This window comes from Herbaspirillum frisingense, assembly GCF_047325095.1.
Lineage (GTDB): Bacteria > Pseudomonadota > Gammaproteobacteria > Burkholderiales > Burkholderiaceae_D > Herbaspirillum > Herbaspirillum frisingense.
Genome location: NZ_CP168558.1, coordinates 3,716,710 through 3,739,423 on the forward strand (window position 1 = coordinate 3,716,710; position 22,714 = coordinate 3,739,423).

Below are 22,714 nucleotides of genomic sequence, written 5' to 3' on the forward strand. Positions count from 1 at the left end.
CGATGGCAAAGCCCCCTGCTCCAAGGGGGCTTTGGGCGTGCCGCCAGGCGATCATCGGGTGGCCGAGCCCGGACGGCGGCTGCGCACGTAGGTAGCTGGCGGCAGATAGGCGCTGCCATCCAGGTAGCGCCACTCGCGCATGGTGCTGCGACCGTCCTTTTGCGACACCAGCCCGATGAAGGCGCCCATGGACGCCTGCTGGTCCAGTGCACGGAAGCTGAGTTCGCCCAGCGGCGAAGACCAGTGCAGGCCGCGCAGGGCCTCTACCAGGGCCTCGCCGTCATTTCCTTCACTTTTCTTCAGGCCGGCGGCGATGGCCATCATCGTGGAATAGCCCAGGACGGACGACAGCTGCGGGCGTTCGCTGAATTTCTTCAGATAGGCTTCCAGGAAGCGCTGATGTTCGGGGGTGTTGATCTGGTCCCAGGGGTAGCCGACGGCCAGCCAGTCGCGGATCGCCTCGCTCTGCGAAGGGTCCAGGCTTTGCGCACCGGCCGAGGCCAGCGACACCACCTGCACGCCATTGAAGAGTTGCAGGCGGTTGCCGGCCTGCACGAACTTCTGCAGGTCGTCGCCGAAGGTGGCGTTGAAGATGCCGTCCGGACGCGACTGGCGGATCGCCCGCGCCACGTCGTCGGCCTTGATCTTGCCCAGCGCCGGCCACTGGTCGCTGACGAATTCCACATCCGGGCGGGCCTGCTTCAACAGCATCTTGAAGCTGGCCACGGCGCTCTGGCCGTATTCATAGTTGGGGGCCACCACCGCCCAGCGCCGTCCGGGCAGGCGCGCGGCCTGTTCGGCCAGCATGGCGGCCTGCATGTAGGTCGAGGGACGCACGCGGAAGGTGAAACGGTTGCCCTTGTCCAGGGTGATAGCGTCCGACAGGGCATCGCCCACCACCAGCACGGTCTTGCCGCGGGCGGCTTCGCGCGCCACCGCCAGGGCCACGTCGGAGAGCATGGTGCCGGTCAGCACCTCGACGCGCTCCTTGCTGACCAGCTCCCTGGCGTTCCGGGCGGCCTGGTCGGCGTCGCCATCGTCGTCCCGCACCACCAGTTGCAACGGCCGGCCGTGGACACCACCGGCTTCATTGATCTGCTCCAGGGCCAGCGCCAGCCCATTGCGGTAGGCTTGCCCGGAGAGTGACTGGCGCCCCTGGCTATTGATCTCGCCGATGCGGATGGCTTCGGCGGCCTTGGCCGGGACGACCGGCGCCAGCGGCAAGGCCAGCGCGGCCAGCAGGCCCAGCACGGCCGGCAGCAGGGAACGACGCAGGGGAGAGGGTCTGGTGTCTTCAGCGTTCACGCCGGGACTTCCTTATCAGTTGATGCGCGGCATCGACCGGCACGCCTGGCGGCCTTGTTCCGTGCGCGGAGGCGGCATCCGGAAGACCTTGGCGGCGGCGGGTCTGGTGGCGAGCTTGTTTATTTACTTATACGTAAACTGTATAAGCCTCATTTGTGGGAAAAATCGAATTACCTTAAAATACAAGGCTTTGCGGCGGGTTGCGCAGCGGCATCCCAAGGGCGCCCACAAGGCGGAGGATGCAGCAGGATGCGCGCAAAATGGACCTCGACAACAGGTTGACCAGCCGCAACATGATTTTAACCGTGCCATATTGCCATCAATTGCGGCGCAGTTAGCCATCGGTTTGAAGAAATTTTACAGATAGGACAGTTATGACCCACGTTGTCACCGATTCCTGCGTCCGTTGCCGCTACACGGATTGCGTGGATGTTTGCCCGGTGGATTGTTTCCGCGAAGGCCCCAATTTCCTCGCGATTGACCCGGACGAATGCATCGACTGCGCCGTGTGCGTGGCCGAATGCCCGGTCAATGCGATCTACGCGGAAGAAGACGTGCCGGCCGACCAGCAGCCATACATCGCCCTGAACGCCGACCTGTCCCGCAGCTGGCCCTCCATCACCAAGACCAAGGCCCCGCTGCCGGACGCCGAGGAATGGAAGGACAAGACCGACAAGCTGCAATACCTGCAGCGCTGATCGCTGCGGCAGATCAAGCCGGTCGGGCCCGAACCCGCCCAGAATTGCGGTTGCGCATCCAGCCTGGCAGCACCATCGTCCCAGCCAGATGCGCAGCCGTTTGTATTTGGCCCTCCGCAAAGCCCCTGCCAGCCTCATGGGTTGGCGTTGCCGAAGCGGTGCAGGCCTGCAGCACCCTCTTTATGCACCGTCTTTACCTGGCCGATCCACCGCCATGCGGCCCACGCCGTTAGCCAGTCGCGCAACGCGCAAGTGCGAAAAGCCTCTCTACTGATCTACTGAAACAGGAATATCAAGAAAATCATGGAAAACAATGTCCAGAGCGCGGCAGTCAACGGCGTCATCGATGCCGATGCCGTCATCATCGGCGCCGGCCCGGTCGGCCTGTTCCAGGTGTTCGAACTCGGCCTCTTGGAAATCAAGGCGCACGTGATCGATTCGCTGCCGGTCGTCGGCGGCCAGTGCGTGGAGCTCTACCCGGACAAGCCCATCTATGACATCCCGGCCGTGCCGGTCTGCACCGGCCAGGAACTGACCGACAACCTGTTGAAGCAGATCGAGCCCTTCTCGCCCACCTTCCACCTGGGCCAGGAAGTGACCCTGGTCAACAAGCGCGAAGATGGTCGTTTCGACGTCGAGACCTCCACCGGCACCCGCTTCATCACCAAGACCATCTTCATCGCCGCTGGCGTGGGTTCGTTCCAGCCGCGTACCCTGAAGGTCGAGGGCATCGAGCAGTTCGAAGGCTCGCAGGTGTTCTACCGCGTCAAGGAACCGGCCCTGTTCGAAGGCAAGAACATCGTCATCTGCGGCGGCGGCGACTCTGCCCTGGACTGGGCGCTGAACTTCGTGGGCAAGGCCGAATCAGTGATCCTGCTGCATCGTCGCGAGGAATTCCGCGCCGCGCCGGCGTCGGTGGCCAAGATGAAGGAACTGTGCGAACAGTACGAAATGCAGCTGGTGATCGGCCAGGTCACCGGCACCGAGATCAAGGACGGCAAGCTGGCCGAGGTCAAGGTCACCGGTGCCGACGGCGTCACCCGCCGCCTGCCGCTGGACATGCTGCTGGTCTTCTTCGGCCTCTCGCCCAAGCTGGGCCCGATCGCCGAGTGGGGCCTGGATATCGAGCGCAAGCAACTGAAGGTGGTCGATACCGAGAAGTTCGAGACCAACATCCCGGGCATCTTCGCCGTGGGTGACATCAACACCTATCCGGGCAAGAAGAAGCTGATCCTGTCTGGCTTCCACGAAGCCGCGCTGGCCGCCTTCGGTGCCGCGCCCTACATCTTCCCGGAAAAGAAGATCCACATGCAGTACACCACCACCTCGCCCAAGCTGCACAAGATCCTGGGCGTGGAAAGCCCGGTCTTCGACTGAGGCTGCATTGCCCGCACCAAGGCAGCCGCGCTGCCACTCAAAGCCCCCGTCCCGCACGGGGGCTTTTTGTTTCCGCAAAGTTTTGCATGAACTTGTGGACTGCAAGCCACTGGTCTGACCAGCAAGCAGGGCGTAAGGCAAAGCGTGCTATGCTACTGCGTCGCAACAAGGAAAAAGTTGACAAATTAATCACAATATGAATTTGTCAGCCGATGATCGTCGCCAAACGTTTGTGGCACATGCTTGCTGCGCACCTGGTCCGGGCTATCCGCCTGGCAGGCAGGCCAGCCAGTGCTTGTATAAAGGTCAGCTATGCTTTATCAACTGCATGAACTCAATCGCGCGTTTCTGAACCCGATGATGCAATGGGCCGAAACCTCGGCCAAACTCTTCTCGGACCCGGTTTCCCCGCTCGCCCACACCCCCTTCTCGCAACGCATCGCCGCCGGCTATGAATTGCTGTATCGCCTTTCCAAGGAATACGAAAAGCCGCAGTTCAACATCGGCGAAGTGCCGGTCGATGGCAAGCCCACCGGCATCGTCGAGGAAGTGGTGGAGGAAAAACCCTTCGCCCGCCTGATCCACTTCAAGAAGGATCTCAACGCGCGCCAGATTGCCGCCCTCAAGCAGCCGACCGTGCTGGTGGTGGCGCCGCTGTCCGGCCACCACTCCACCCTGCTGCGCGAAACCGTGCGCGCCCTGCTGCAGGAACATGACGTTTTCATCACCGACTGGACCGATGCCCGCATGGTGCCGGTCGAACAGGGCGAATTCCACCTGCATGACTACGTCTACTACGTGCAGGACTTCATCCGCACCCTGGGTCCGGACGTGCACGTGATCTCGGTCTGCCAGCCGACGGTGCCGGTGCTGGCCGCCATCGCGCTGATGGCCAGCGCCAACGATCCCAAGCTGCCCAGGAGCATGACCATGATGGGCGGCCCCATCGATGCCCGCAAGTCGCCCACCTCGGTGAACGACCTGGCCACCGAAAAGCCCTTCTCCTGGTTCGAGAACACGGTGATCTACAGCGTCCCGGCCAACTATCCGGGCTTCGGTCGCAAGGTCTACCCGGGCTTCCTGCAGCACGCCGGCTTCGTGGCCATGAACCCGCGCCGCCATGCCCAGAGCCACTGGGATTTCTACATGCACCTGCGCGATGGCGACGATGCCTCGGCCGAGGAACACCGCAGGTTCTACGACGAGTACAACGCCGTGCTGGACATGCCGGCCGAGTTCTACCTGGAAACCATCAAGGTGGTATTCCAGGACTTCAACCTGGCCCGTGGCACCTGGGAAATCGAAGGCAAGCCGGTGCGCCCGCAGGACATCAAGTCGGTCGCCCTCTTCACCATCGAAGGCGAACTGGATGACATCTCCGGCTCCGGCCAGACCCAGGCCGCGCAGGAACTGTGCAGCAGCATCCCCAAGGCCCGCAAGCAGCACTTCACCGTGCCCAAGGCCGGCCACTACGGCATCTTCTCGGGCCGCCGCTGGCGCGAGATCGTCTGTCCCAAGATCGGCGAATTCATCCGCGCCAATGCCTGATCGGCGCTGGCACGACTGATCCGCCACGCCCCCTCGGAACGGCGCCCGTGAAAACGCGGCGCCGTTCTGCTTTGCGCTGGCGGCATGACTTCGGCGCGGTTTGGCCGGATAATAGCGCCCTTATTCTGCAGAACTGCCCGACCGACGTGCCGCCATCCGCCTCCTTCTCGTCCCCTTTGTCCCCTTTGTCTACGTTGGCAACTTCGTCAGCCTCGCTGGCCGACCGTATCGAAGACCTGCTGCCGCAGACCCAGTGCACCAAGTGCGGCTATCCCGCCTGCCGCCCCTATGCCGAAGCCATCGCCGAAGGACGTGCCGAGTACAACCAGTGCCCGCCCGGTGGTGCCGAAGGGGTGGCGCGACTGGCGCAGTTGCTGGGCCGGCCGGTGATTCCGCTCAATCCCGTCCATGGCAGCGAACAACCGCGTCGCCTGGCCGTGATCGATGAACAGGTCTGTATCGGCTGCACCCTGTGCATCCAGGCCTGCCCGGTGGATGCCATTGCCGGCGCGGCCAAGCAGATGCATACCGTGATCGATGCCCTGTGCACCGGTTGTGACCTGTGCGTGGCGCCTTGCCCGGTGGACTGCATCAGCATGGTGGAGGTCACGCCCGGCCGCACCGGCTGGCAGGCCTGGAGCCAGCAGCAGGCCGACGAGGCCCGTGCCCGTCACGACTGGCGCACGGTGCGTCTGCGTCGCGACAAGCTGGAAAACGATGCCCGCCTGGCCGCCAAGGCCGCCGCCAAATTGAAGGAAGTGGAAGCCGCTGCCGCCGGCACGCCCGAAGAGCAGGCCGAACTGGCCCGCAAGAAGGCCATCATCCAGGCCGCCATGGAACGTGCGCGGCAAAAGAAGCTGCAGGCGGCACAAGACAGTCAAGACAGCCAAGACACGCCAGCCCCGCCGACCAACCCGACCGACAGCGAGCCAGCATGAACCCGACCAAACGCCGCGAGATCTTCGAACGCCTGCGCCAGGCCAATCCCACCCCGACCACCGAGCTGGAATACACCACCCCGTTCGAACTGCTGATCGCCGTGCTGCTCTCGGCCCAGGCCACCGACGTCTCGGTCAACAAGGCCACCCGCAAGCTCTATCCGGTGGCCAATACGCCCGAGGCGATCTTCAGGATGGGCGTGGACCAGCTCATGCCCTATATCCAGACCATTGGCCTGTACCGCACCAAGGCCAAGAACGTGATCGAGACCTGCCGCATCCTGATCGAACAGCATGGCGGCGAGGTGCCGGAATCGCGCGAGGCGCTGGAAGCCCTGCCGGGAGTCGGCCGCAAGACCGCCAACGTGGTCCTGAACACGGCCTTCGGCCATCCCACCATTGCGGTGGATACGCATATCTTCCGGGTCTCCAACCGCACCGGCCTCGCCCCGGGCAAGGATGTGGACGAGGTCGAACGCAAGCTCATCAAGTTCGTCGCCCCGGAATTCCGCCAGGATGCGCACCACTGGCTGATCCTGCATGGCCGCTATACCTGCATTGCGCGCAAGCCCCAGTGCTGGAACTGCATCATCGCCGACCTGTGTGAATTCAAGCAGAAGACGCCACTTCCGGCCAAGGGCGTGTGAAGCTCTGAAGCTCCGGACTGGCGACTGGCCGATCCGACGCGGCCGCTTCAGCGCGGCAGTCCGCTGAAGCGCTCCACCGGCACCCAGCGCTGATCCTTCACTTCATACATGGTAAAGGTGGGGTTGAGCAGGTCACCCTCCTCATTGAACGCTACCGTTCCGCTGACACCCTCGAAGCGCAGACGATGCATGGCCCGGGCCACCAGCTCCGGGTCACTGCTGCCGGCCTGGCGGATACCCTGGATGATGGCCTGTGCCGCCTCATAGGCAAACACGGCATAGAGGTCGATATTGGAATCGAAACTCTGGCTATAGCGCTGGCGGAAGCCCTTCCAACCCGGCATCTTGTCCTGCGGCGGACCCGGCTCCAGCACCAGCGCGCCATTGGCATCGGCGCCGGCACGCATCAGGAAGGGCAAGCCAACGGTACCGGCAGAGGCCATCAATCGGGCCTCCAGCTTGAGCCGGCGGATGGATTTGGCCAGGATGCCGGCCTGCCAGTCCAGACCGCCGAAGAAGATCAGGTCGGGCGCCTGCTTGCGCGCCTCCATCAATGGAGCATTGAAGTCCGAGGTCTTGTCGCTGACCGAATAGCGGCCCAGCACCCTCGCCCCCTGCGCTTGCGCCTGGCGGGCAAACTGCTCGGCCAGGCCCTGACCGAAGGGGGTACGGTCGTCGATGGTCACCACGGTTTTGACGCCCAGCCTGGCGATCGCATAATCGGCCGCCAGCCGCCCCACGCCTTCGTTGTTGGGAATGGTGCGGAAGATGCGCGGATAAGACAGGGAAGTCAGCTTGCGGCTCATCGCCGAAGGGGTGACCTGGATCACGCCGGCCGCATGATAGACGGGCGCGGCCACCAGGCTGGTACCGCTGGTCCAGTGACCGACCACGCCGATGACACGCTGCCCCACCAGATAGCGGGCCACGTATTCCGCCGTACCGGGATCGGCCCGATCATCCTGGGAAACCAGCTTGAGCCGGTAGGATTTACCGGCTATGCGCAGGCCGCGCTGGTTGGCTTCGTCTACCGCCAGTTGCGCGCCGTTCTGCATGCTGCGGCCCACGGCCATGGAGGCCCCGCTCAGCGGACCGGCAAAACCGATGGCCAGGGTATCCTCCGCGCTATCGGCCTCATCGGTCGCTGCTGGCACGTCCCGCTTGGCAGGCGCTGCCCAGGCCGGCGTGCTCAATGCAGTCACCGCAGTCACCGCAGTCACAGCCATCGCGACCACGACGACCCATGTCAGCAAGACAGCCGACCCGCGCCGCAGCCAGGACATCCCGTGGCGGGGATGTCCCATCAGGCTTCCAACAAAACGCATGCACTATCCCTTCTCTCTGCCCGGCCTCACGCCCCCTGGCATCGCCACGCGGCGATGCGGCCAGGTTGGTCTTTGGATGGATTATTCAGATGCTTGTTGTGTGGAAAGAATAGTACTTCATCTGCGGCCGCTGCGGGGCCGCTCTGCCGGGGCCGCCTGAAAGCCCCGGCAGACCAGCGTAAAATAGCGCTTTGTCACCGAATTGCGCACCGCCATGTTCACGCCGTCCCAGCACGATGTCCGCCGCTTCTTCTGCGAAGCCTATCGCAAGCACCAGGGCCATGAAATCCTCACGCCGCTGGAAGCCATCGCCCGCGACTGGATCATGCAGCATCCGGAATATCACGACGGCCTGCGCGACGTCGAGGCCGCCATCGCCGCCGATTACTCGGTCGAGCAAGGCCAGAGCAATCCCTTCCTGCACCTGTCAATGCACCTGTCGATCACGGAACAGATCTCCATCGACCAGCCGCCCGGCATCCGCAACGCCTTCCAGTTGCTGGCGCAGCGCCGTGGCTCGGAGCACGAGGCCCATCACGAGATCATGGAAGCCCTGGGCGAGATGATCTGGAACGCCCAGCGCAATGGCCTGCCCCCGGACGGGGCCGCCTATATCGAGAATATCAAGCGACGTGCCCAGGGTTGAGCCCGGGCGATTTCCAGGTCGTCTACTTGCGCAACACCAGCGTCCCCGGCAGGCTGTGCAGGAAGGCCGCGATATCGGCGATATCCCGGTCCGACAGCGGCTTGGCCAGCGGCGACATGATGGCGTTGTTGCGGCCGTTCATGGCGCTGTCGCCGCGCCGGTAGGCGGTCAGGGCGTGCTTGATGTAGTCCTCGTGCTGGCCGGCCAGCTTGGGATAGGCGGGGTCGGTGGGTGAGGTGTAGTCCTTGCCGTGGCAGGAGGCGCAATTGTACTTTTCCATCAGCGCGCGGCCGTTGGCGATATCGGCCGCGGTGGCGGCCTGCGACAGCAGCGTGGCAGCCGCCAGCAGTGCCAGAGCGATCAGCTTGTTGTTCATCTCGTGGCTCCCCTTCACTTCTGCTGCGAATAGTAGGCGGCCAGGTCGGCAATGTCCTGGTCCGACAGGCTGGCCGAAATGCCCATCATGGAGGGATGCTTGCGCTCTCCCTTCTGGTAGGCCCGCAGCGCGTTCTCGATGTACTTGGCAGACTGGCCGCCCAGCATCGGTACCTGATAGACCTCGGGGAAACTGGCTTTGTAGCCGGGGATGCCATGGCAACCGATGCACATGGAGACTTTGTTTTCAGCGGCCTTGGCATTGCCGACGATGTCCGCCGCAGACGCACTGCCGAGCATGCCGGTCAAGGCAAGAAACACGAGGTGTTTTTTCATGTGAGCTGGCTAAGATGATTGGACTTGCCATCCGTCCCGCACGAAACGGCTGCGCAACGGACACCCGACGAAACGCATCTTTTGCTACCAGCGGCAAACTTTATCGTACTTGTTAGATTGTGCTGGTCTTGCAGGTTTGGCTGTTCTGCTATGGCTCAACCGGTGTTTTGGCTCAAGCTTGTCTCTCCACTCCCCCTGCCTTGCGCAAAAAACGCTTTTGATTCTAACCAATAAAACCGGCAGCGTCATCCCTGCCCGCAGCACCGGCCGATCAGGCGCAACAGCCCGCCCGCTGCGGCCTGGCGGGCGGACGGGGTGTTATATGCGCTGCAATATCAGGGATATGGAATGTGGCTGATGTCAGCTTCAGGCGACATGACGACTGGCCTGATGATGCAGATCATCTGATTGAACAAGTGAAGCCTGGTGCCACTTCCCATCGGCTGCACCGGCATCGTCTCCCTCGTCGTCATCGTCATCCTGCTCGTCTTCGGCTTCATCTTGCAGCGCGGCATGTGAACGCTCGGGGAGAATGAAATACCACGGCCGGACGACGAAACGGCGCAACACTGCCCGCATGGCCACGTTGCGCGCACGGCGCGGCAGGTCACGCGAGCGCAGGGCCAGCGCCAGGGCGCAGGCGAAGGCCACCGCCACCGACAGCAGGGCGGTGATGGCCACACCCCCGGCGGCCAGCCAGAAGGCCGGCGTCATCAGGGATTCCCAGCCCAGGCTGAAGGCGGCGGCCGTCAGCGCCCCGGCCGCCAGGCTGACATGGCGAATATCCAGCGGCAGGCTGAAGAAGGCCGCCACCACCGGCGCCATGCCCAGCAGCACGGCCAGCGCCAGGCTGCCGGCGATGGTGGCCACGTTGCGCTCCAGCCAGGCGGCACAGCGCTGTGCGCGCATGGCCCCCAGGCCATGCACCAGGCGACGATGGTTGGACACCACCTCGCGCACCCGGCGCAGGGCGAACCAGTTGTCGGCAAAGCCGGCGGCCAGGCTGGCCAGCCACAGCAGTATCCCGGTCAGGGCGGCATACAGCGGCGTGGGGCCGACCAGTGACAGGCTGGCCAGGGTCTGGCGCGCCGTCTCCACCGGCATCGATTTGCCACCCAGTGCAAACCAGCCCAGGGCGCACAGCGCGGCCGTGACCGGCACCACCGCCAGCAGATTGCCGAAGATGCCGGCCGATTGCGAGCGCAACAGCTGGCCCGACTCCGCGATCAGCTCGCGCATACCCTGCCCGTCCAGCTCCCCCATGCGCGAGGCCAGGGCCGGTGCGGTCACGGCCGGCTGGCGCGTGGCCAGCACGCCGCCCAGGGCGGCGATCAGCAGGAAGCTGGCTGCGTAGTTCAGCGAGGCCAGTGCGCCATCGACGAAGTGCCCCACGCCCAGCGACGACAGGCTCGTCTTGACCAGGGCGGTCCCGGCGATCACGGCACCGCCGATCAGACCGGCCCGCATCACCTTGCGATAGCCGGCACCGTCGCGGGCGATGGCCTGCTCGCGGTGATCGGCATTACGCTCCACCATCTTGCGTGCCAGCAGCGCGAAACTGCGCCGCATCAGGCCGCGTACCGAATCTCGATGGTGGTGCGCGGAAATCAGGTCGCACAGCAGCAACTGCATGCGGCCGGCGCCAGCCTTGGCCGCCAGACCCGGCACAGCCGGACTGATGGCTGGACCGGGTACGCCGGAGCGCACGTCGATCAGGCGCCCGATGCGTTGCAGGTGGGCGCGCATGCGCTCGACCCGGTACACCAGGCTGACCGAGACGCCATATTCATCCAGGTGGGCATAGATGCGGTCGGTCTGGGCGTGGCACACCGCCACCAGCATGCGCACGCTGCGCAGCGCGCCCAGGTCGCCCGGCTGCGCCCGCAGCCAGGTCTCCATCTCGCGCCGCAGCGCCAGGAAGGGCGTAGCGCGCATCGGCATCTTGGGCTCCAGGCGCTGGCGGAAGGCCGGGCTGATGCCATCGGCCACCACCGTCATGGTGAGGTAGGTGATGGCCTCCTCGATCTGTTGCCAGTACATGTGCGAGATGCCGTCGTCGGCCATCAGTTTCCACAGGCGGACCAGCAGTTCATTGTCCAGCTCCACCAGCCAGGCGGCGTCCTCCGGATCGGGGAACATGGCCGTAAACAGCGAGGACAGGTCGGTCGGTGACAGATGGCGCGGCAGCACCAGGCGCGCCAGGCGCTCCGAGAGCTCGCCGAAGAAGCCGGGCTCGTGCGGCAGGCCGGTAGTGGAAAAGAGTTCGGGGCCGGTGGCTTCGCGCAGGGTCTTTTGCAGCGCCTTCTGGACCTCGCGCCGCACGTCGCGGTGCTGGTCCAGCCAGTCCAGCATGATCGCCAGCCGCTGACGCCGCACCTTGTGCCAGCTCTGGCGGTCCAGCAGCGATACCGCCGGGCGATGGCGCAGCCACTCGGCCACGTCGATCATCCAGTTGGCGCGTTCATGCCAGCTCGCAGCGGCATCGATGCGTCGCATCAACACCTCCAGCTGGCGGCCGACATCCTGCCGGTCCATGTAACGCGCCTGCATGCCGTGGCGCATTCGTCTCCACACCACCAGCATCTTGAAGAACAGGAATTTCATGGGCAGTGAGCGCCGTGGGCGCTTCCATTTTGTTGCATGCGTGACCAGCTATATATGAATGATTTCACCAAATTCAAGCCCACTCGGGATGGCATGGGTTTTCCCTTATACTCGGAGAAACACGAAGAAACAGGTGGCGCCGCCTTTGCACTGCCGCTGCACCGCCGCATTTGCCAGACTCACAGACACGCAGACACCATACGCTTTGCCTCCAGCAACCTGACAAGGACCGCATCCATGCCAGATCATTCCGCATCTTCCCCCGCGCCTCAATCCGCGCGCTTCAACGGCAGCGAGCACTACGTCGCCACCGACGACCTCAAGCTGGCCGTCAATGCCGCCCTCACCCTGCAACGGCCCCTGCTGATCAAGGGCGAGCCCGGCACCGGCAAGACCATGCTGGCCGAGGAAGTGGCGGCCGCGCTCGGCCGGCCGCTGCTGCAGTGGCACATCAAATCGACCACGAAAGCCCAGCAGGGCCTGTATGAATATGACGCGGTATCGCGTCTGCGGGATTCGCAACTGGGCGACGAGCGCGTCAAGGATATTCACAACTACATCGTCAAAGGTGTCCTGTGGCAAGCCTTCACCTCGGAAGAGCCGGTGGTGCTGCTGATCGACGAAATCGACAAGGCCGACATCGAATTCCCCAATGACCTGCTGCGCGAAATCGACCGCATGGAGTTCTACGTCTACGAGACGCGTGAGCTGGTGAAGGCGCGGCACCGGCCGCTGGTGGTGATCACCTCCAACAACGAGAAGGAATTGCCGGACGCCTTCCTGCGCCGCTGCTTCTTCCACTACATCAAGTTCCCGGACAAGGCGACCATGCAGAGCATCGTCGATGTGCACTTCCCGCACATCAAACGTGAACTGCTGGCGCAGGCGCTGGAAGCCTTCTACCAGGTGCGGGACGTGCCCGGCATCAAGAAGAAGCCGTCGACCTCGGAGCTGATCGACTGGCTCAAGCTGCTCATGGCCGAGGACATCCCGCCCGAGGCCCTGCACAATCCGGACAACAAGGCCGTAGTGCCGCCGCTGCACGGCGCCCTGCTCAAGAACGAGCAGGATGTGCACCTGTTCGAAAGGCTGGTGTTCATGTCCCGGACCAATCGCTGAACCACTGCTGAGCACGCCCTACCCGCCCCAGGAGCCGTCATGCAATTTCTCTCGCCGATCACCTTGAAGGGCCAGTTCGCCACCGTCGAGCCACTGCATCCCGAGCATCACGATGCACTCATCGCGGCGGTCTCGGACGGCAAGCTGTGGAAGCTCTGGTACACGGCCATCCCCAAGCCGGAGACCATGCGCGCCGAAATCGAAAGACGCCTGCACCTGCAGCAGCAAGGCAGCATGCTGCCCTTCGTGATCCGCCGCAACGACACCGGCGCCCTGTGCGGGATGACCACCTACATGAACGCCGACGTCGCCCACCGGCGTGTGGAGATCGGCTCGACCTGGTATGCCGCCAGTGCCCAGCGCACCGGCATCAATACCGAGTGCAAGCTGATGATGCTGACCCATGCCTTCGAGGACATGCACTGCATCGCCGTCGAGTTCCGCACCCACTGGATGAACCAGCAATCGCGCGCAGCCATTGCCCGCCTGGGCGCCAAGCAGGATGGCATCCTGCGCAATCACCAGCGTATGCCGGACGGGTCCTATCGCGATACGGTGGTGTTTTCCATCATCGAATCGGAATGGCCGACGGTGCGCCGCCATCTGCAGTTCAAGCTGGGGCGCTGAGCCCGCCTGCCCATGCTCATCGATTTCTTCTATACCGTGAAGCAGGCCGGGGTGCCGGCCTCGATCAAGGAATTCCTGACCCTGCTGGAAGCCATGGACCGCCAGGTGATCCATCCTTCCCTGGACGAGTTCTACTATCTGGCGCGGCTGACGCTGGTCAAGGACGAAGCCCACTTCGACAAGTTCGACCGCGCCTTCGGGGCTTACTTCAAGGGCGTGGAAACGATCTTCGAGAAGCGGCCCGACATCCCGCTGGAATGGCTGGTCAAGCAACTGCAGCGCGACCTGACCCCGGAGCAGAAGGCCGCCATCGAAAAGTTCGGCTACGACAAGCTGATGGATCGCCTGAAGCAATTGCTGGAAGAACAGAAGGAACGCCACAAAGGCGGCAGCAAGTGGATCGGCACCGGTGGCGTCTCCCCCTTCGGCCATGGCGGTTTCAACCCGGAAGGCATCCGCATCGGTGGCAAGGGGGGCCAGCGCAGCGCGGTGAAGGTATGGGAAGAACGCCAATACCAGGATTACGACGGCGAGCGCGAACTGGGTACGCGCAATATCAAGGTGGCGCTGCGCCGCCTGCGCCGCTTTGCCCGCGAGGGGCTGGAGGAAGAACTGGCGCTGGACGACACCATCCGCGCCACCGCCAGCAATGCCGGCTATCTCGATATCCGCATGCAGCCCGAGCGCAAGAACAAGATCAAGGTCTTGATGCTGTTCGACGTCGGCGGCTCCATGGACGACCACATCGCCCGCACCGAAGAGCTGTTCTCGGCCGCCCGTACCGAATTCAAGAACATGGAGTTCTTCTACTTCCACAACTGCGTCTATGACTACCTGTGGAAGAACAACCGGCGGCGCCATGCCGAACGTTTCCCGACCTGGGACGTGCTGCGCAAATACACGCCGGACACCAAGCTCATCTTCGTGGGCGATGCCACCATGAGCCCCTACGAGATCGTGCAGCCGGGCGGCGCGGTGGAATACAACAATGCCGAAGCCGGCGCCGACTGGCTGCAGCGTTTCACGGCCGCCTTCCCGCACTTCGTCTGGTTGAATCCCGAGCCGGAAGGCCTATGGCAATATCGCCAGTCGATCGCGCTGATCCGCCAGCTGATGAACGAGCGCATGTTCCCGCTCACCATGGATGGGCTGGAGCGGGCGATGCGGCTGCTCAGCAAATGAAGGCAATGAAGGGAATGAAGGTTCAGGCCGCCACCGGCGTATAACCGGCTTCCTCGATCGCCTCGGCGAAGGACTGCGCCGGCAGGCTGCTGTCGATGACCACGCGCTTGTCGGCCACCGTGATATCGACCCGGGCATCGGCGTCCACGCCCTTGACGGCCTTGGTGATGACACCGGCGCAGTGGTTGCAGGTCATATCGTTGACGGTAAAGGTGACGGGGGTGCTCATGGCATTTCCTTTCATGAAGTGATGGCAATGGGGGAAGCTTAAACCTTCCTACCGTGGCAAGGTCAAGCGCAAGAATTCACCATCCGTGCGAAAATCGGGCTTGACCTTACCATCATGGGAAGGATGAAGATAAAGGTATCCGATTCATCCTCCCGGAGTTCGCCATGAATGATTCCTCCACTGCCACGGCCGAGATCAGCCTCGATATCGAAGGCATGAGCTGCGCCTCGTGCGTGATGCGCGTCGAGAAAGCCCTGAAGAAAATCCCCGGCGTGACCGAGGTCAGCGTCAACCTGGCCACCGAACGCGCCAGCATCGCCACGGCCGACGCGGTCCCGCCTGCCACCCTGATCGCCGCCATCGAAAAGGCCGGCTACCAGGCCCGCGAACATCTGCCCGAACAAGCTAGTACCCCGCCCAGCGGCCGTACCCTGCCCTCCTGGTGGCCGGTGGCGCTGGCGGCCGCGCTCTCGCTGCCGCTGGTGCTGCCCATGCTGCTGGCTCCCCTGGGCAGCAGCTGGAGCCTGCCGCCGCTGTGGCAATGGCTGCTTGCCACGCCCGTGCAGTTCTGGCTGGGCTGGCGCTTCTACCACGCCGGCTGGGGCGCGCTGCGCGCCCGCTCGGGCAATATGGACTTGCTGGTGGCGCTGGGGACCAGCGCCGCCTATGGCCTGTCGCTCTGGCAATGGTTGCGCATGCCGGCCATGGATGGCCATGCCATGGCGATGCCGCATCTCTACTTTGAAAGCTCGGCCGTGGTCATCACCCTGGTGTTGCTGGGCAAATGGCTGGAAGGCCGCGCCAAGCGCCAGACCGCCGACGCCATCGCCGCCCTCAATGCACTACGCCCGGACCGCGCCCGCGTGCGCCGCCACGGGCAGGATGTCGAGGTGCCGCTGGCCCAGGTGAAGCTGGGCGACCTGGTGGTGCTGCGCGCCGGTGAGCGGGTGCCGGTGGACGGCGTGGTGCGCGAGGGTCGCAGCCATCTGGACGAAGCCATGCTCACCGGCGAGAGCCGGCCGCAGGCCAAGGAGGTCGGCGACACCCTGTCGGCCGGTGCCATCAATGCCGAAGGCGTGCTGGTGTTCGAAACCACCGCCGTCGGTGCCGAGACCGTGCTGGCGCGCATCGTGCGCATGGTGGAGCAGGCCCAGGCCGCCAAGGCGCCGATCCAGCGCCTGGTGGACAAGGTCAGCGCGGTCTTCGTGCCTGCCGTGCTGCTGCTGTCCCTGCTGACCTTCCTCGGCTGGGGCCTGGCTGCGGGCGACTGGGAACAGGCCCTGCTCAACGCGGTGGCGGTGATGGTGATCGCCTGTCCCTGCGCCCTGGGCCTGGCCACACCGACCGCCATCATGGCCGGTACCGGCGTGGCGGCGCGCCACGGCATCCTCATCAAGGATGCGCAGGCACTGGAAATCGCACACCGGGTGGATGTGATCGCCTTCGACAAGACCGGCACCCTGACCCTGGGTCGGCCGCGCCTGACCGAACTGGAGGAAGGAGAAGACGCCGGCCCGTCCGGCAAGGCAGGGCTGCTGGCCCTGGCCGCTGCCCTGCAGGCGCGCAGTGAACATCCGCTGGCCCGCGCGGTGCTGGACGCTGCAGCGGCGGAACCTGGCCTGGCGACGCTGCAGGCCAACGATGTGCGCAGTGTTGCCGGACTGGGTATCGAAGGCGAGGTCGAGGGGCGCACGCTGTATCTGGGCAGCAGCCGCTGGATGCAGCAACTGCAGGCCTCGGCCCCGGCCTTGCAGGCGCGTGCGGACCAGTTACAGGCGCAGGGACGCACCTTGTCCTGGCTGGCGCAACGCGACGCGGAAGGCGTGACGGTGCTGGGCCTGCTGGCCTTCGGCGACCAGATCAAGCCCGGCGCCCGGCAGGCAATCGCCACCCTGCACGCGCTGGGCATCCGCACCGCCATGCTCAGCGGCGACAACCGGGGCGCCGCGCAACAGGTGGCCGATGCGCTGGGCATCCAGGATGTGCGCGCCGAAGTGCTGCCGGGTGACAAGGCCGCAGCGGTCACGGCCCTGCGCGAGAATGGCGCGCACGTGGTGGCGATGGTCGGCGACGGCATCAACGATGCGCCGGCGCTGGCGGCCGCCGACGTCGGCATCGCCATGTCCACCGGGACCGACGTGGCCATGCAGGCGGCCGGCGTGACCCTGATGCATGGCGACCCGGGACTCGCAGCGGACGCCATCGACATCTCCCGTCGCACCTACGGCAAGATCCGCCAGAACCTGTTCTGGGCCTTCATCTACAACCTGATCGGCATTCCGCTGGCGGCCTTCGGCCTGCTCAACCCCATGCTGGCGGGCGCGGCGATGGCCTTTTCCAGCGTCAGCGTGGTCAGCAATGCATTGCTGCTGCGTCGCTGGCGGCCGCATCCACAGGATGTGCCACAAAACCTGAGCAAGGAGGGAACCCAGCCATGAATATCGGAGAAGCCGCCAGCGCCTCGGGCGTCTCGGCCAAGATGATCCGCCACTATGAAGAGACCGGCCTGATCCCGCGTGCCGGTCGCACCGATGCCGGTTACCGCGTCTATGGCGAACGCGACGTGCACCTGCTGCGCTTCATCCGGCAGGCACGCCAGCTCGGGTTTTCCATGGCCCAGGTGAGCGACCTGATCGGGCTCTGGCTGGACCAGTCGCGCTCCAGCCGCAAGGTCAAGCAACTGGCACAGACCCACATCGGCGAACTGGACCAGCGCATCCGCGAACTGCAGACCATGAAGGCCACGCTGGAACGCCTGGCCCAGGATTGCCATGGCGACAGCCGTCCCGACTGCCCCATCCTCGATGCCCTGGGCGGCCAGGGAGATTGCTGCGCCCGGCAGGGAACGCCGGCATGAAGGTGCTGCGCTGGGGCATCATCGGCTGCGGCGCCGTGACCGAGCGCAAGAGCGGCCCGGCCTACCAGCGCACGCCCGGCTTCGCGCTGGCCGGCGTGATGCGACGGGATGGCGCGCTGGCGGCCGACTATGCGCACCGCCACGGTGTCGCGCGCTGGTTCGACGACGCCGATGCGCTCATCGGTGACCCCGACATCGACGCCGTCTACATCGCCACCCCGCCCGACAGCCACTGCCATTACGCGCTCAAGGTCGCCGCCGCCGGCAAACCCTGCTGCGTGGAAAAGCCCATGGCCCCCAGCCACGCGCAATGTCTGGAAATGCTGGCCGCCTTCGAACGGGCACAGCAGCCCTTGTTCGTGGCCTATTACCGGCGCTCGCTGCCACGCTTCGAACAAGTGCGCCAATGGCTGGCTGAAGGCCGCATCGGCACTGCGCGCCACATCCATTGGCAACTGGCGCGCCCACCGGGGCCGGACGACCTGCAGCGACGCTACCGCTGGCGCACCGACGCCCGCATCGCCCCGGGGGGCTATTTCGACGACCTCGGCAGTCATGGGCTGAACCTGTTTTCACACTTCTTCGGCGAAGTGGCCGAGGTATCCGGCAGCGGCAGCAACCAGCAAGGCCTGTACAGCGCCTGCGATGCGGTGGCCGCAAGCTGGCGCTATCGCAGCGGCGTGACCGGCAGCGGCAGCTGGCATTTCGGCAGCTTCGAACGCGCCGACCGGGTGGAGATCACGGGCAGCGCCGGCAAGATCGTTTTTTCGGTATTCGAGGAAGTGGCCCTGCAACTGCACACGGCCGATACCACGCTGCACCTGGAGGTCGCCAACCCCGACCCGATCCAGCTGCATCACGTCAGGAACATGCAGCTTCACCTGGACGGCGGTGCGCGCCATCCCTCCTGCGGCGACAGCGCCGCCCATACGGCCTGGATGATGGAAACCATCCTGCGGCCAAAATGACATAATGTCTGCGGCGTCGCCAACGGGGGGACCGACGGTGCCGCTGGCTGCGGGGATGATCGCGCTCGGATGCCACCCATCACTCAGCCATCACTCAGCCATCACTCACCAGAACACAGAAGAGGGAGACTGCTTGCCATGCCCCAGACCAATCATCTGAGTTTCGTCGACACCGACCAGTTGCGCATCGGCTTCGAAGTCAGCGGCCCGCCGGACGCCCCGCCGGTGGTCTTGCTGCATGGCTGGCCGGACGACGTGCGAACCTGGGATGCCCTGCTGCGTCCACTGCGTGCGGCCGGCTACCAGGTGATCCGCCCCTACCTGCGCGGCTACGGACCGACCCGCTTCCACGCCGACAGCACCCCGAGGAGCGGCCAGCTGGCCGCGCTGGGCAGTGACCTGATGGCCTTCGTCGACGCCCTCGGCCTGCAGCGTTACGCGCTCGTCGGCCACGACTGGGGCGCCCGTGCCGCCTATATCGCTGCCTCGCAGACCCCCGAACGCATCAGCCACTGCATCGCGCTGTCGGTGGGCTGGGGGACCAACCGGCCGGACCAGAAACTGACGCTGCAGCAATCGCGTAACTACTGGTACCACTGGTATTTCGCCACCGACCGTGGCGCGGCCGAACTGCGCGAGGACCGTCGGGCCTTCACCCGCTTCATGTGGCATAGCTGGTCACCGTCGTGGAAGTTTGCCGAGAGCGAGTTCAACAATACCGCCGCCTCCTTCGACAATCCGGACTGGGTCGATATCTGCCTGCACTCCTACCGTCATCGCTGGGGCTTCGCCGAGGGTGACCCGACCTATGCCGCCCTGGAAGCCCGGCTGCAGGACACGCCGCGCATCATGGTGCCCACGCTGGTGCTGCATGGCGCCGAAGATGGCGCCAACGCCCCTGCTACCTCCGAGGGTCGGGACAAGTTCTTCGGCAAGGATTATCGGCGCGTGCTGATCCCGGGTGCCGGCCACTTCCCGCAGCGCGAACGACCGGACGAGGTCACCGAGGAAATCATGGCCTGGCTGGCACGCCCGGCCTGATCCACGGCCTCAGTGGCAGCCACCGCCGTGGCTGCCCAGATTGGCGGGCTTCATCTCGTCCGGCAGGCTGGCCAGCCCCTGCAGGATGCCGCAATCCCGCGCCGGCTGTTCCACTTCGCACTGGGCGCGCAACTGGTGCAGTTGCTCCTGCAGGGCCTGCAGTTGCACGATGCGCTGTGCCACGTGGCCGATGTGCTTGTCCAGCAGGGCATTGACCTCGCCGCAGTTCTGCTCGGGCGCATCGCGCAGGCGCAGCAGTTCGCGCACCTCGTCCAGCGTCATGTCCAGCGAACGGCAATGGCGGATGAACTGCAGGCGTTCGACGTGCCGCTCACCGTAGAGCCGGTAGTTCGACGATGAACGCGTCGGCTCGGGCAGCAAGGCCTCTTTCTCGTAATAACGGATGGTTTCCACCGGGCAATCGGCCTGGGCGGCCAGTTCGCCTATCTTGAGCGTATCCATGCGATCCTCGCTTGACCTTGTAGTTACTTCAGGGTTTTTAATATACCCCTGAAACCCGTTGGCTGCACAAGGAGCAAGGCATGACCGGAACGCATCACAAGCACGCGCATGACCATCAGCACGATCATCACGACCACGACCATGACCACCATCATGATCATGGGCAGCACCAGCACGCCCAGCCACAAGCCTGCTGCGGCAGCCACGCCTGCGACAGTGCTGCGGCGGTGGCGGCACCGCGCAAGCTGGACGGCGCGACCGAACAGGCGGTCTTCTTCATTCAGAAGATGGACTGCCCGACTGAAGAAAAACTGATCCGTGAACGCCTCGCCAACATGAAGGGTGTAGGTACCCTGGAATTCAACCTGATCCAGCGCGAACTGACGGTGCAACACCAGTTGCCCTCCATCGCACCGCTGGTCGCGACCCTCAAGGCGCTGGACATGCTGCCGGCCGTGAAGTCCGATTCGCTGGACGCCGACGCCGGGGGCGACGCGCCCGACCAGGCGGCCGCCTACCGCATCCCGGCCCGGCGCTGGGCGCTGCTGGGTCTGGCCGGCGTGGCCGCGCTGGGCGCCGAGGTGCTGGCCTGGACCAGCGGCGACGAACGCTCGCTGCCGGTGATCGCGCTGGCGCTGGCGGCCATCCTGCTGGGCGGGCTGGGCACGCTCAAGAAGGGCTGGATCGCCCTGCGCAATTTCTCGCTGAACATGAATTTCCTGATGTCGCTGGCCGTCATCGGCGCCGCCGTGATCGGCCAGTGGCCGGAAGCGGCGGTGGTGATCGTGCTGTTCACCCTGGCCGAGATGATCGAGGCGCTGTCGCTGGACCGCGCCCGCAACGCCATCGCCGGGCTGATGGCGATGACCCCGGACATGGCCACCGTGCGCAGCGCCGATGGCAGCTGGAACAGCGTGCCGGCCGCCAGCGTGGCCGTGGACGCCATGGTGCGCGTGGCACCGGGCGAGCGCGTACCGCTCGATGGCCTGCTGGTCAGCGGCAGCACCAGCATCAACCAGGCGCCGATCACCGGCGAGAGCCTCCCGGTGGCCAAGCAGGCCGGCGATCCGGTCTTCGCCGGCACCATCAATGAACAGGGCGCCTTCGAGATGCGGGTCAGCGCCGCCCAGGCCGACTCCACCCTCTCGCGCATCGTCAGGAGCGTGCAGCAGGCCCAGGGCCAGCGCGCCCCGACCCAGCGCTTCGTGGACAACTTCGCGCGCTACTACATCCCGGCCGTGGTGGTGATGGCCGTGCTGGTGGCCCTGCTGCCGCCCTTGCTGGCCGGTGCGCCCTTCCAGCCCTGGCTGTACAAGGCGCTGGTGCTGCTGGTCATCGCCTGCCCTTGCGCGCTGGTCATTTCCACGCCGGTGACCATCGTCAGCGGGCTGGCCTCGGCGGCCCGGCACGGCATCCTGATCAAGGGCGGGGTCTACCTGGAACAGGGCCGACGCCTGCGCGCCCTGGCGGTGGACAAGACCGGCACCCTGACCTTCGGCAAGCCGCGCCTGACCGACGTGGTCTCGCTGCAGGCGGGTGCCGACCAGCAGGCCCTGCTGCAACTGGCGGTGTCGCTGGCGGCACGCTCGGACCACCCGGTCTCGCGTGCCATCGCGGTGCAGGAGGAGAGGCAAGAGGATAGGCAGGCACTGGAGGTGCAGGACTTCGCCGCCCTGGCCGGACGCGGCGTGCAAGGCCGCATCGACGGGCAATTGCTACACCTGGGCAACCACCGCCTGGTGCATGAACTGGGTCAGTGCAGCCCGGAACTGGAAGCGCGCCTGCAAGGCTTCGAAAAGCAGGGCAAGACCACCACCCTGCTCTGCCGCGACGGCCGCCCGGAACTGCTGATGGCGGTGGCCGACACGGTGCGCCCCAGCAGCCGCCAGGCGGTGAGTGAACTGCAGGCCATGGGTGTGCAGGTGGTCATGCTGACCGGGGACAACAGCCACACCGCCCAGGCAATTGCCGGGCAGACCGGCATCATCGATGTCCGTGGCGATCAGCTGCCGCAAGACAAGCTGCAGGCCATCGAGCAGCTGCGCCAGCGCCATGGCGAGCGCAGCGTGGGCATGGTCGGTGACGGCATCAACGACGCCCCGGCCCTGGCGCGCGCCGATATCGGCTTTGCCATGGGCGCGGCCGGTACCGACACCGCCCTGGAGACGGCCGATGTCGCGCTGATGGACGACGACCTGCGCAAGATCGCCGACTTCATCGGCCTCTCGCGCCAGGCCCATGCCGTACTGGTGCAGAACATCAGCATCGCCCTGGGCATCAAGGCGGTATTCCTGGTGCTGGCGCTGCTGGGGATGAGCTCGCTGTGGATGGCCGTGTTCGCCGACATGGGCGCCAGCCTGATCGTGGTCTTCAACGGCCTGCGGCTGGTGCGCGGCTTGCGCCAGCGCAAACCGGCCGGTTGATCCACGG

General features: G+C 65.1%; 22 protein-coding genes. 15 read left to right on the plus strand and 7 right to left on the minus strand.

Annotated features, from left to right (window positions below; all coding sequences use genetic code 11):
- Window positions 1-51: 51 nt before the first annotated feature.
- The gene (locus tag ACEOAC_RS17170) at window positions 52-1,305 is read right to left on the minus strand and encodes an ABC transporter substrate-binding protein (protein ID WP_413628473.1); all 1,254 of its coding nucleotides are present in this window, start codon (window positions 1,303-1,305) and stop codon (window positions 52-54) included.
- On the opposite strand from ACEOAC_RS17170, the gene ACEOAC_RS17175 reads away from it, so the two are divergent.
- The 6 genes from ACEOAC_RS17175 to nth all read left to right on the plus strand — a co-directional run bounded on the left by ACEOAC_RS17175 (window position 1,289) and on the right by nth (window position 6,513).
- Window positions 1,289-1,672: a hypothetical protein gene (locus ACEOAC_RS17175; protein WP_152486741.1), complete on the plus strand. Its 384-nt coding sequence runs from the start codon at window positions 1,289-1,291 to the stop codon at window positions 1,670-1,672. The two genes, ACEOAC_RS17170 and ACEOAC_RS17175, sit on opposite strands and share 17 nt — an antisense overlap.
- 7 nt (window positions 1,673-1,679) lie before the next feature.
- Entirely contained in the window at window positions 1,680-2,003 is a 324-nt protein-coding gene (gene fdxA / locus ACEOAC_RS17180; RefSeq protein WP_006465386.1) for a ferredoxin FdxA, read from the plus strand.
- Between the two features lie 303 nt (window positions 2,004-2,306).
- On the plus strand, window positions 2,307-3,380 hold the full coding sequence (locus tag ACEOAC_RS17185) for an NAD(P)/FAD-dependent oxidoreductase (RefSeq protein ID WP_006465385.1): 1,074 nt from the start codon (window positions 2,307-2,309) through the stop codon (window positions 3,378-3,380).
- 312 nt (window positions 3,381-3,692) lie between these two features.
- Window positions 3,693-4,928 (plus strand): polyhydroxyalkanoate depolymerase, encoded by a 1,236-nt coding sequence (locus ACEOAC_RS17190; protein WP_413444965.1) that lies wholly within the window; start codon window positions 3,693-3,695, stop codon window positions 4,926-4,928.
- Between the two features lie 194 nt (window positions 4,929-5,122).
- Window positions 5,123-5,866: an electron transport complex subunit RsxB gene (gene rsxB, locus ACEOAC_RS17195; protein ID WP_413444966.1), complete on the plus strand. Its 744-nt coding sequence runs from the start codon at window positions 5,123-5,125 to the stop codon at window positions 5,864-5,866.
- Window positions 5,863-6,513 (plus strand): endonuclease III, encoded by a 651-nt coding sequence (gene nth / locus ACEOAC_RS17200; protein ID WP_006465382.1) that lies wholly within the window; start codon window positions 5,863-5,865, stop codon window positions 6,511-6,513. The genes rsxB and nth overlap by 4 nt, the downstream gene beginning before the upstream one ends.
- A gap of 47 nt (window positions 6,514-6,560) precedes the next feature.
- Here the strand turns inward: nth and ACEOAC_RS17205 are convergent, their stop codons facing one another.
- Entirely contained in the window at window positions 6,561-7,715 is a 1,155-nt protein-coding gene (locus tag ACEOAC_RS17205; RefSeq protein WP_413444967.1) for a branched-chain amino acid ABC transporter substrate-binding protein, read from the minus strand.
- 337 nt (window positions 7,716-8,052) lie between these two features.
- Here ACEOAC_RS17205 and ACEOAC_RS17210 point away from each other — a divergent pair, with 337 nt between their 5' ends.
- Window positions 8,053-8,484 carry a DUF1841 family protein gene (locus tag ACEOAC_RS17210; protein ID WP_241812873.1) on the plus strand — a complete coding sequence of 144 codons (432 nt, stop codon included), beginning with the start codon at window positions 8,053-8,055 and terminating at the stop codon, window positions 8,482-8,484.
- A 22-nt stretch (window positions 8,485-8,506) separates the two neighbouring features.
- Here ACEOAC_RS17210 and ACEOAC_RS17215 read toward each other — a convergent pair whose 3' ends face one another.
- From ACEOAC_RS17215 to ACEOAC_RS17225, 3 genes are all read right to left on the minus strand, one after another.
- The gene (locus tag ACEOAC_RS17215; protein WP_006465377.1) at window positions 8,507-8,860 is read right to left on the minus strand and encodes a c-type cytochrome; all 354 of its coding nucleotides are present in this window, start codon (window positions 8,858-8,860) and stop codon (window positions 8,507-8,509) included.
- A gap of 14 nt (window positions 8,861-8,874) precedes the next feature.
- Window positions 8,875-9,195 (minus strand): c-type cytochrome, encoded by a 321-nt coding sequence (locus tag ACEOAC_RS17220; RefSeq protein WP_039877055.1) that lies wholly within the window; start codon window positions 9,193-9,195, stop codon window positions 8,875-8,877.
- 366 nt (window positions 9,196-9,561) lie between these two features.
- Window positions 9,562-11,799 (minus strand): preprotein translocase subunit TatB, encoded by a 2,238-nt coding sequence (locus ACEOAC_RS17225; RefSeq protein WP_077235063.1) that lies wholly within the window; start codon window positions 11,797-11,799, stop codon window positions 9,562-9,564.
- A 237-nt stretch (window positions 11,800-12,036) separates the two neighbouring features.
- Between ACEOAC_RS17225 and ACEOAC_RS17230 the strand changes: the two genes are divergently transcribed.
- From ACEOAC_RS17230 to ACEOAC_RS17240, 3 genes are read left to right on the plus strand one after another with little or no spacing between them, the layout of a single operon-like run.
- Window positions 12,037-12,918, plus strand: a complete 882-nt coding sequence (locus ACEOAC_RS17230) for an AAA family ATPase (RefSeq protein WP_182994448.1) — start codon at window positions 12,037-12,039, stop codon at window positions 12,916-12,918.
- A 39-nt stretch (window positions 12,919-12,957) separates the two neighbouring features.
- On the plus strand, window positions 12,958-13,545 hold the full coding sequence (locus tag ACEOAC_RS17235; RefSeq protein ID WP_102661470.1) for a GNAT family N-acetyltransferase: 588 nt from the start codon (window positions 12,958-12,960) through the stop codon (window positions 13,543-13,545).
- Window positions 13,546-13,557: 12 nt separating this feature from the next.
- Complete coding sequence (locus tag ACEOAC_RS17240; RefSeq protein WP_413445473.1) at window positions 13,558-14,727, plus strand: vWA domain-containing protein; 1,170 nt, start codon at window positions 13,558-13,560, stop codon at window positions 14,725-14,727.
- 22 nt (window positions 14,728-14,749) lie between these two features.
- On the opposite strand, the gene ACEOAC_RS17245 is transcribed toward ACEOAC_RS17240, so the two are convergent.
- Window positions 14,750-14,956 carry a heavy-metal-associated domain-containing protein gene (locus ACEOAC_RS17245; RefSeq protein WP_413445472.1) on the minus strand — a complete coding sequence of 69 codons (207 nt, stop codon included), beginning with the start codon at window positions 14,954-14,956 and terminating at the stop codon, window positions 14,750-14,752.
- 164 nt (window positions 14,957-15,120) lie between these two features.
- Here ACEOAC_RS17245 and ACEOAC_RS17250 point away from each other — a divergent pair, with 164 nt between their 5' ends.
- The 4 genes from ACEOAC_RS17250 to ACEOAC_RS17265 all read left to right on the plus strand — a co-directional run bounded on the left by ACEOAC_RS17250 (window position 15,121) and on the right by ACEOAC_RS17265 (window position 19,822).
- Window positions 15,121-17,394 (plus strand): heavy metal translocating P-type ATPase, encoded by a 2,274-nt coding sequence (locus ACEOAC_RS17250; protein WP_413628474.1) that lies wholly within the window; start codon window positions 15,121-15,123, stop codon window positions 17,392-17,394.
- The gene (gene cueR / locus ACEOAC_RS17255) at window positions 17,391-17,813 is read left to right on the plus strand and encodes a Cu(I)-responsive transcriptional regulator (RefSeq protein ID WP_006465369.1); all 423 of its coding nucleotides are present in this window, start codon (window positions 17,391-17,393) and stop codon (window positions 17,811-17,813) included. The genes ACEOAC_RS17250 and cueR overlap by 4 nt, the downstream gene beginning before the upstream one ends.
- Complete coding sequence (locus ACEOAC_RS17260; protein WP_413628475.1) at window positions 17,810-18,781, plus strand: Gfo/Idh/MocA family protein; 972 nt, start codon at window positions 17,810-17,812, stop codon at window positions 18,779-18,781. Before cueR ends, ACEOAC_RS17260 begins: the two co-directional genes overlap by 4 nt.
- Before the next feature lie 138 nt (window positions 18,782-18,919).
- The gene (locus ACEOAC_RS17265) at window positions 18,920-19,822 is read left to right on the plus strand and encodes an alpha/beta fold hydrolase (protein WP_413628476.1); all 903 of its coding nucleotides are present in this window, start codon (window positions 18,920-18,922) and stop codon (window positions 19,820-19,822) included.
- A gap of 9 nt (window positions 19,823-19,831) precedes the next feature.
- Here ACEOAC_RS17265 and cadR read toward each other — a convergent pair whose 3' ends face one another.
- On the minus strand, window positions 19,832-20,284 hold the full coding sequence (gene cadR / locus ACEOAC_RS17270) for a Cd(II)/Pb(II)-responsive transcriptional regulator (RefSeq protein WP_077235054.1): 453 nt from the start codon (window positions 20,282-20,284) through the stop codon (window positions 19,832-19,834).
- A gap of 80 nt (window positions 20,285-20,364) precedes the next feature.
- Between cadR and ACEOAC_RS17275 the strand changes: the two genes are divergently transcribed.
- Window positions 20,365-22,707: a heavy metal translocating P-type ATPase gene (locus ACEOAC_RS17275; protein ID WP_413628477.1), complete on the plus strand. Its 2,343-nt coding sequence runs from the start codon at window positions 20,365-20,367 to the stop codon at window positions 22,705-22,707.
- The last annotated feature ends 7 nt before the right edge of the window (window positions 22,708-22,714 follow it).

Bases quoted from the DNA above. Each gene is read 5' to 3' on its own strand.
- ACEOAC_RS17260 (WP_413628475.1), top strand. From the start codon at position 17,810: ATGAAGGTGCTGCGCTGGGGCATCATCGGCTGCGGCGCCGTGACCGAG.
- ACEOAC_RS17250 (WP_413628474.1), top strand. From the start codon at position 15,121: ATGAATGATTCCTCCACTGCCACGGCCGAGATCAGCCTCGATATCGAA.
- ACEOAC_RS17190 (WP_413444965.1), top strand. From the start codon at position 3,693: ATGCTTTATCAACTGCATGAACTCAATCGCGCGTTTCTGAACCCGATG.
- ACEOAC_RS17210 (WP_241812873.1), top strand. From the start codon at position 8,053: ATGTTCACGCCGTCCCAGCACGATGTCCGCCGCTTCTTCTGCGAAGCC.
- ACEOAC_RS17245 (WP_413445472.1), bottom strand. From the start codon at position 14,956: ATGAGCACCCCCGTCACCTTTACCGTCAACGATATGACCTGCAACCAC.
- ACEOAC_RS17235 (WP_102661470.1), top strand. From the start codon at position 12,958: ATGCAATTTCTCTCGCCGATCACCTTGAAGGGCCAGTTCGCCACCGTC.
- ACEOAC_RS17275 (WP_413628477.1), top strand. From the start codon at position 20,365: ATGACCGGAACGCATCACAAGCACGCGCATGACCATCAGCACGATCAT.
- ACEOAC_RS17240 (WP_413445473.1), top strand. From the start codon at position 13,558: ATGCTCATCGATTTCTTCTATACCGTGAAGCAGGCCGGGGTGCCGGCC.
- ACEOAC_RS17220 (WP_039877055.1), bottom strand. From the start codon at position 9,195: ATGAAAAAACACCTCGTGTTTCTTGCCTTGACCGGCATGCTCGGCAGT.
- fdxA (WP_006465386.1), top strand. From the start codon at position 1,680: ATGACCCACGTTGTCACCGATTCCTGCGTCCGTTGCCGCTACACGGAT.
- cueR (WP_006465369.1), top strand. From the start codon at position 17,391: ATGAATATCGGAGAAGCCGCCAGCGCCTCGGGCGTCTCGGCCAAGATG.
- ACEOAC_RS17265 (WP_413628476.1), top strand. From the start codon at position 18,920: ATGCCCCAGACCAATCATCTGAGTTTCGTCGACACCGACCAGTTGCGC.
- ACEOAC_RS17225 (WP_077235063.1), bottom strand. From the start codon at position 11,799: ATGAAATTCCTGTTCTTCAAGATGCTGGTGGTGTGGAGACGAATGCGC.
- cadR (WP_077235054.1), bottom strand. From the start codon at position 20,284: ATGGATACGCTCAAGATAGGCGAACTGGCCGCCCAGGCCGATTGCCCG.
- nth (WP_006465382.1), top strand. From the start codon at position 5,863: ATGAACCCGACCAAACGCCGCGAGATCTTCGAACGCCTGCGCCAGGCC.
- ACEOAC_RS17185 (WP_006465385.1), top strand. From the start codon at position 2,307: ATGGAAAACAATGTCCAGAGCGCGGCAGTCAACGGCGTCATCGATGCC.
- ACEOAC_RS17230 (WP_182994448.1), top strand. From the start codon at position 12,037: ATGCCAGATCATTCCGCATCTTCCCCCGCGCCTCAATCCGCGCGCTTC.
- ACEOAC_RS17215 (WP_006465377.1), bottom strand. From the start codon at position 8,860: ATGAACAACAAGCTGATCGCTCTGGCACTGCTGGCGGCTGCCACGCTG.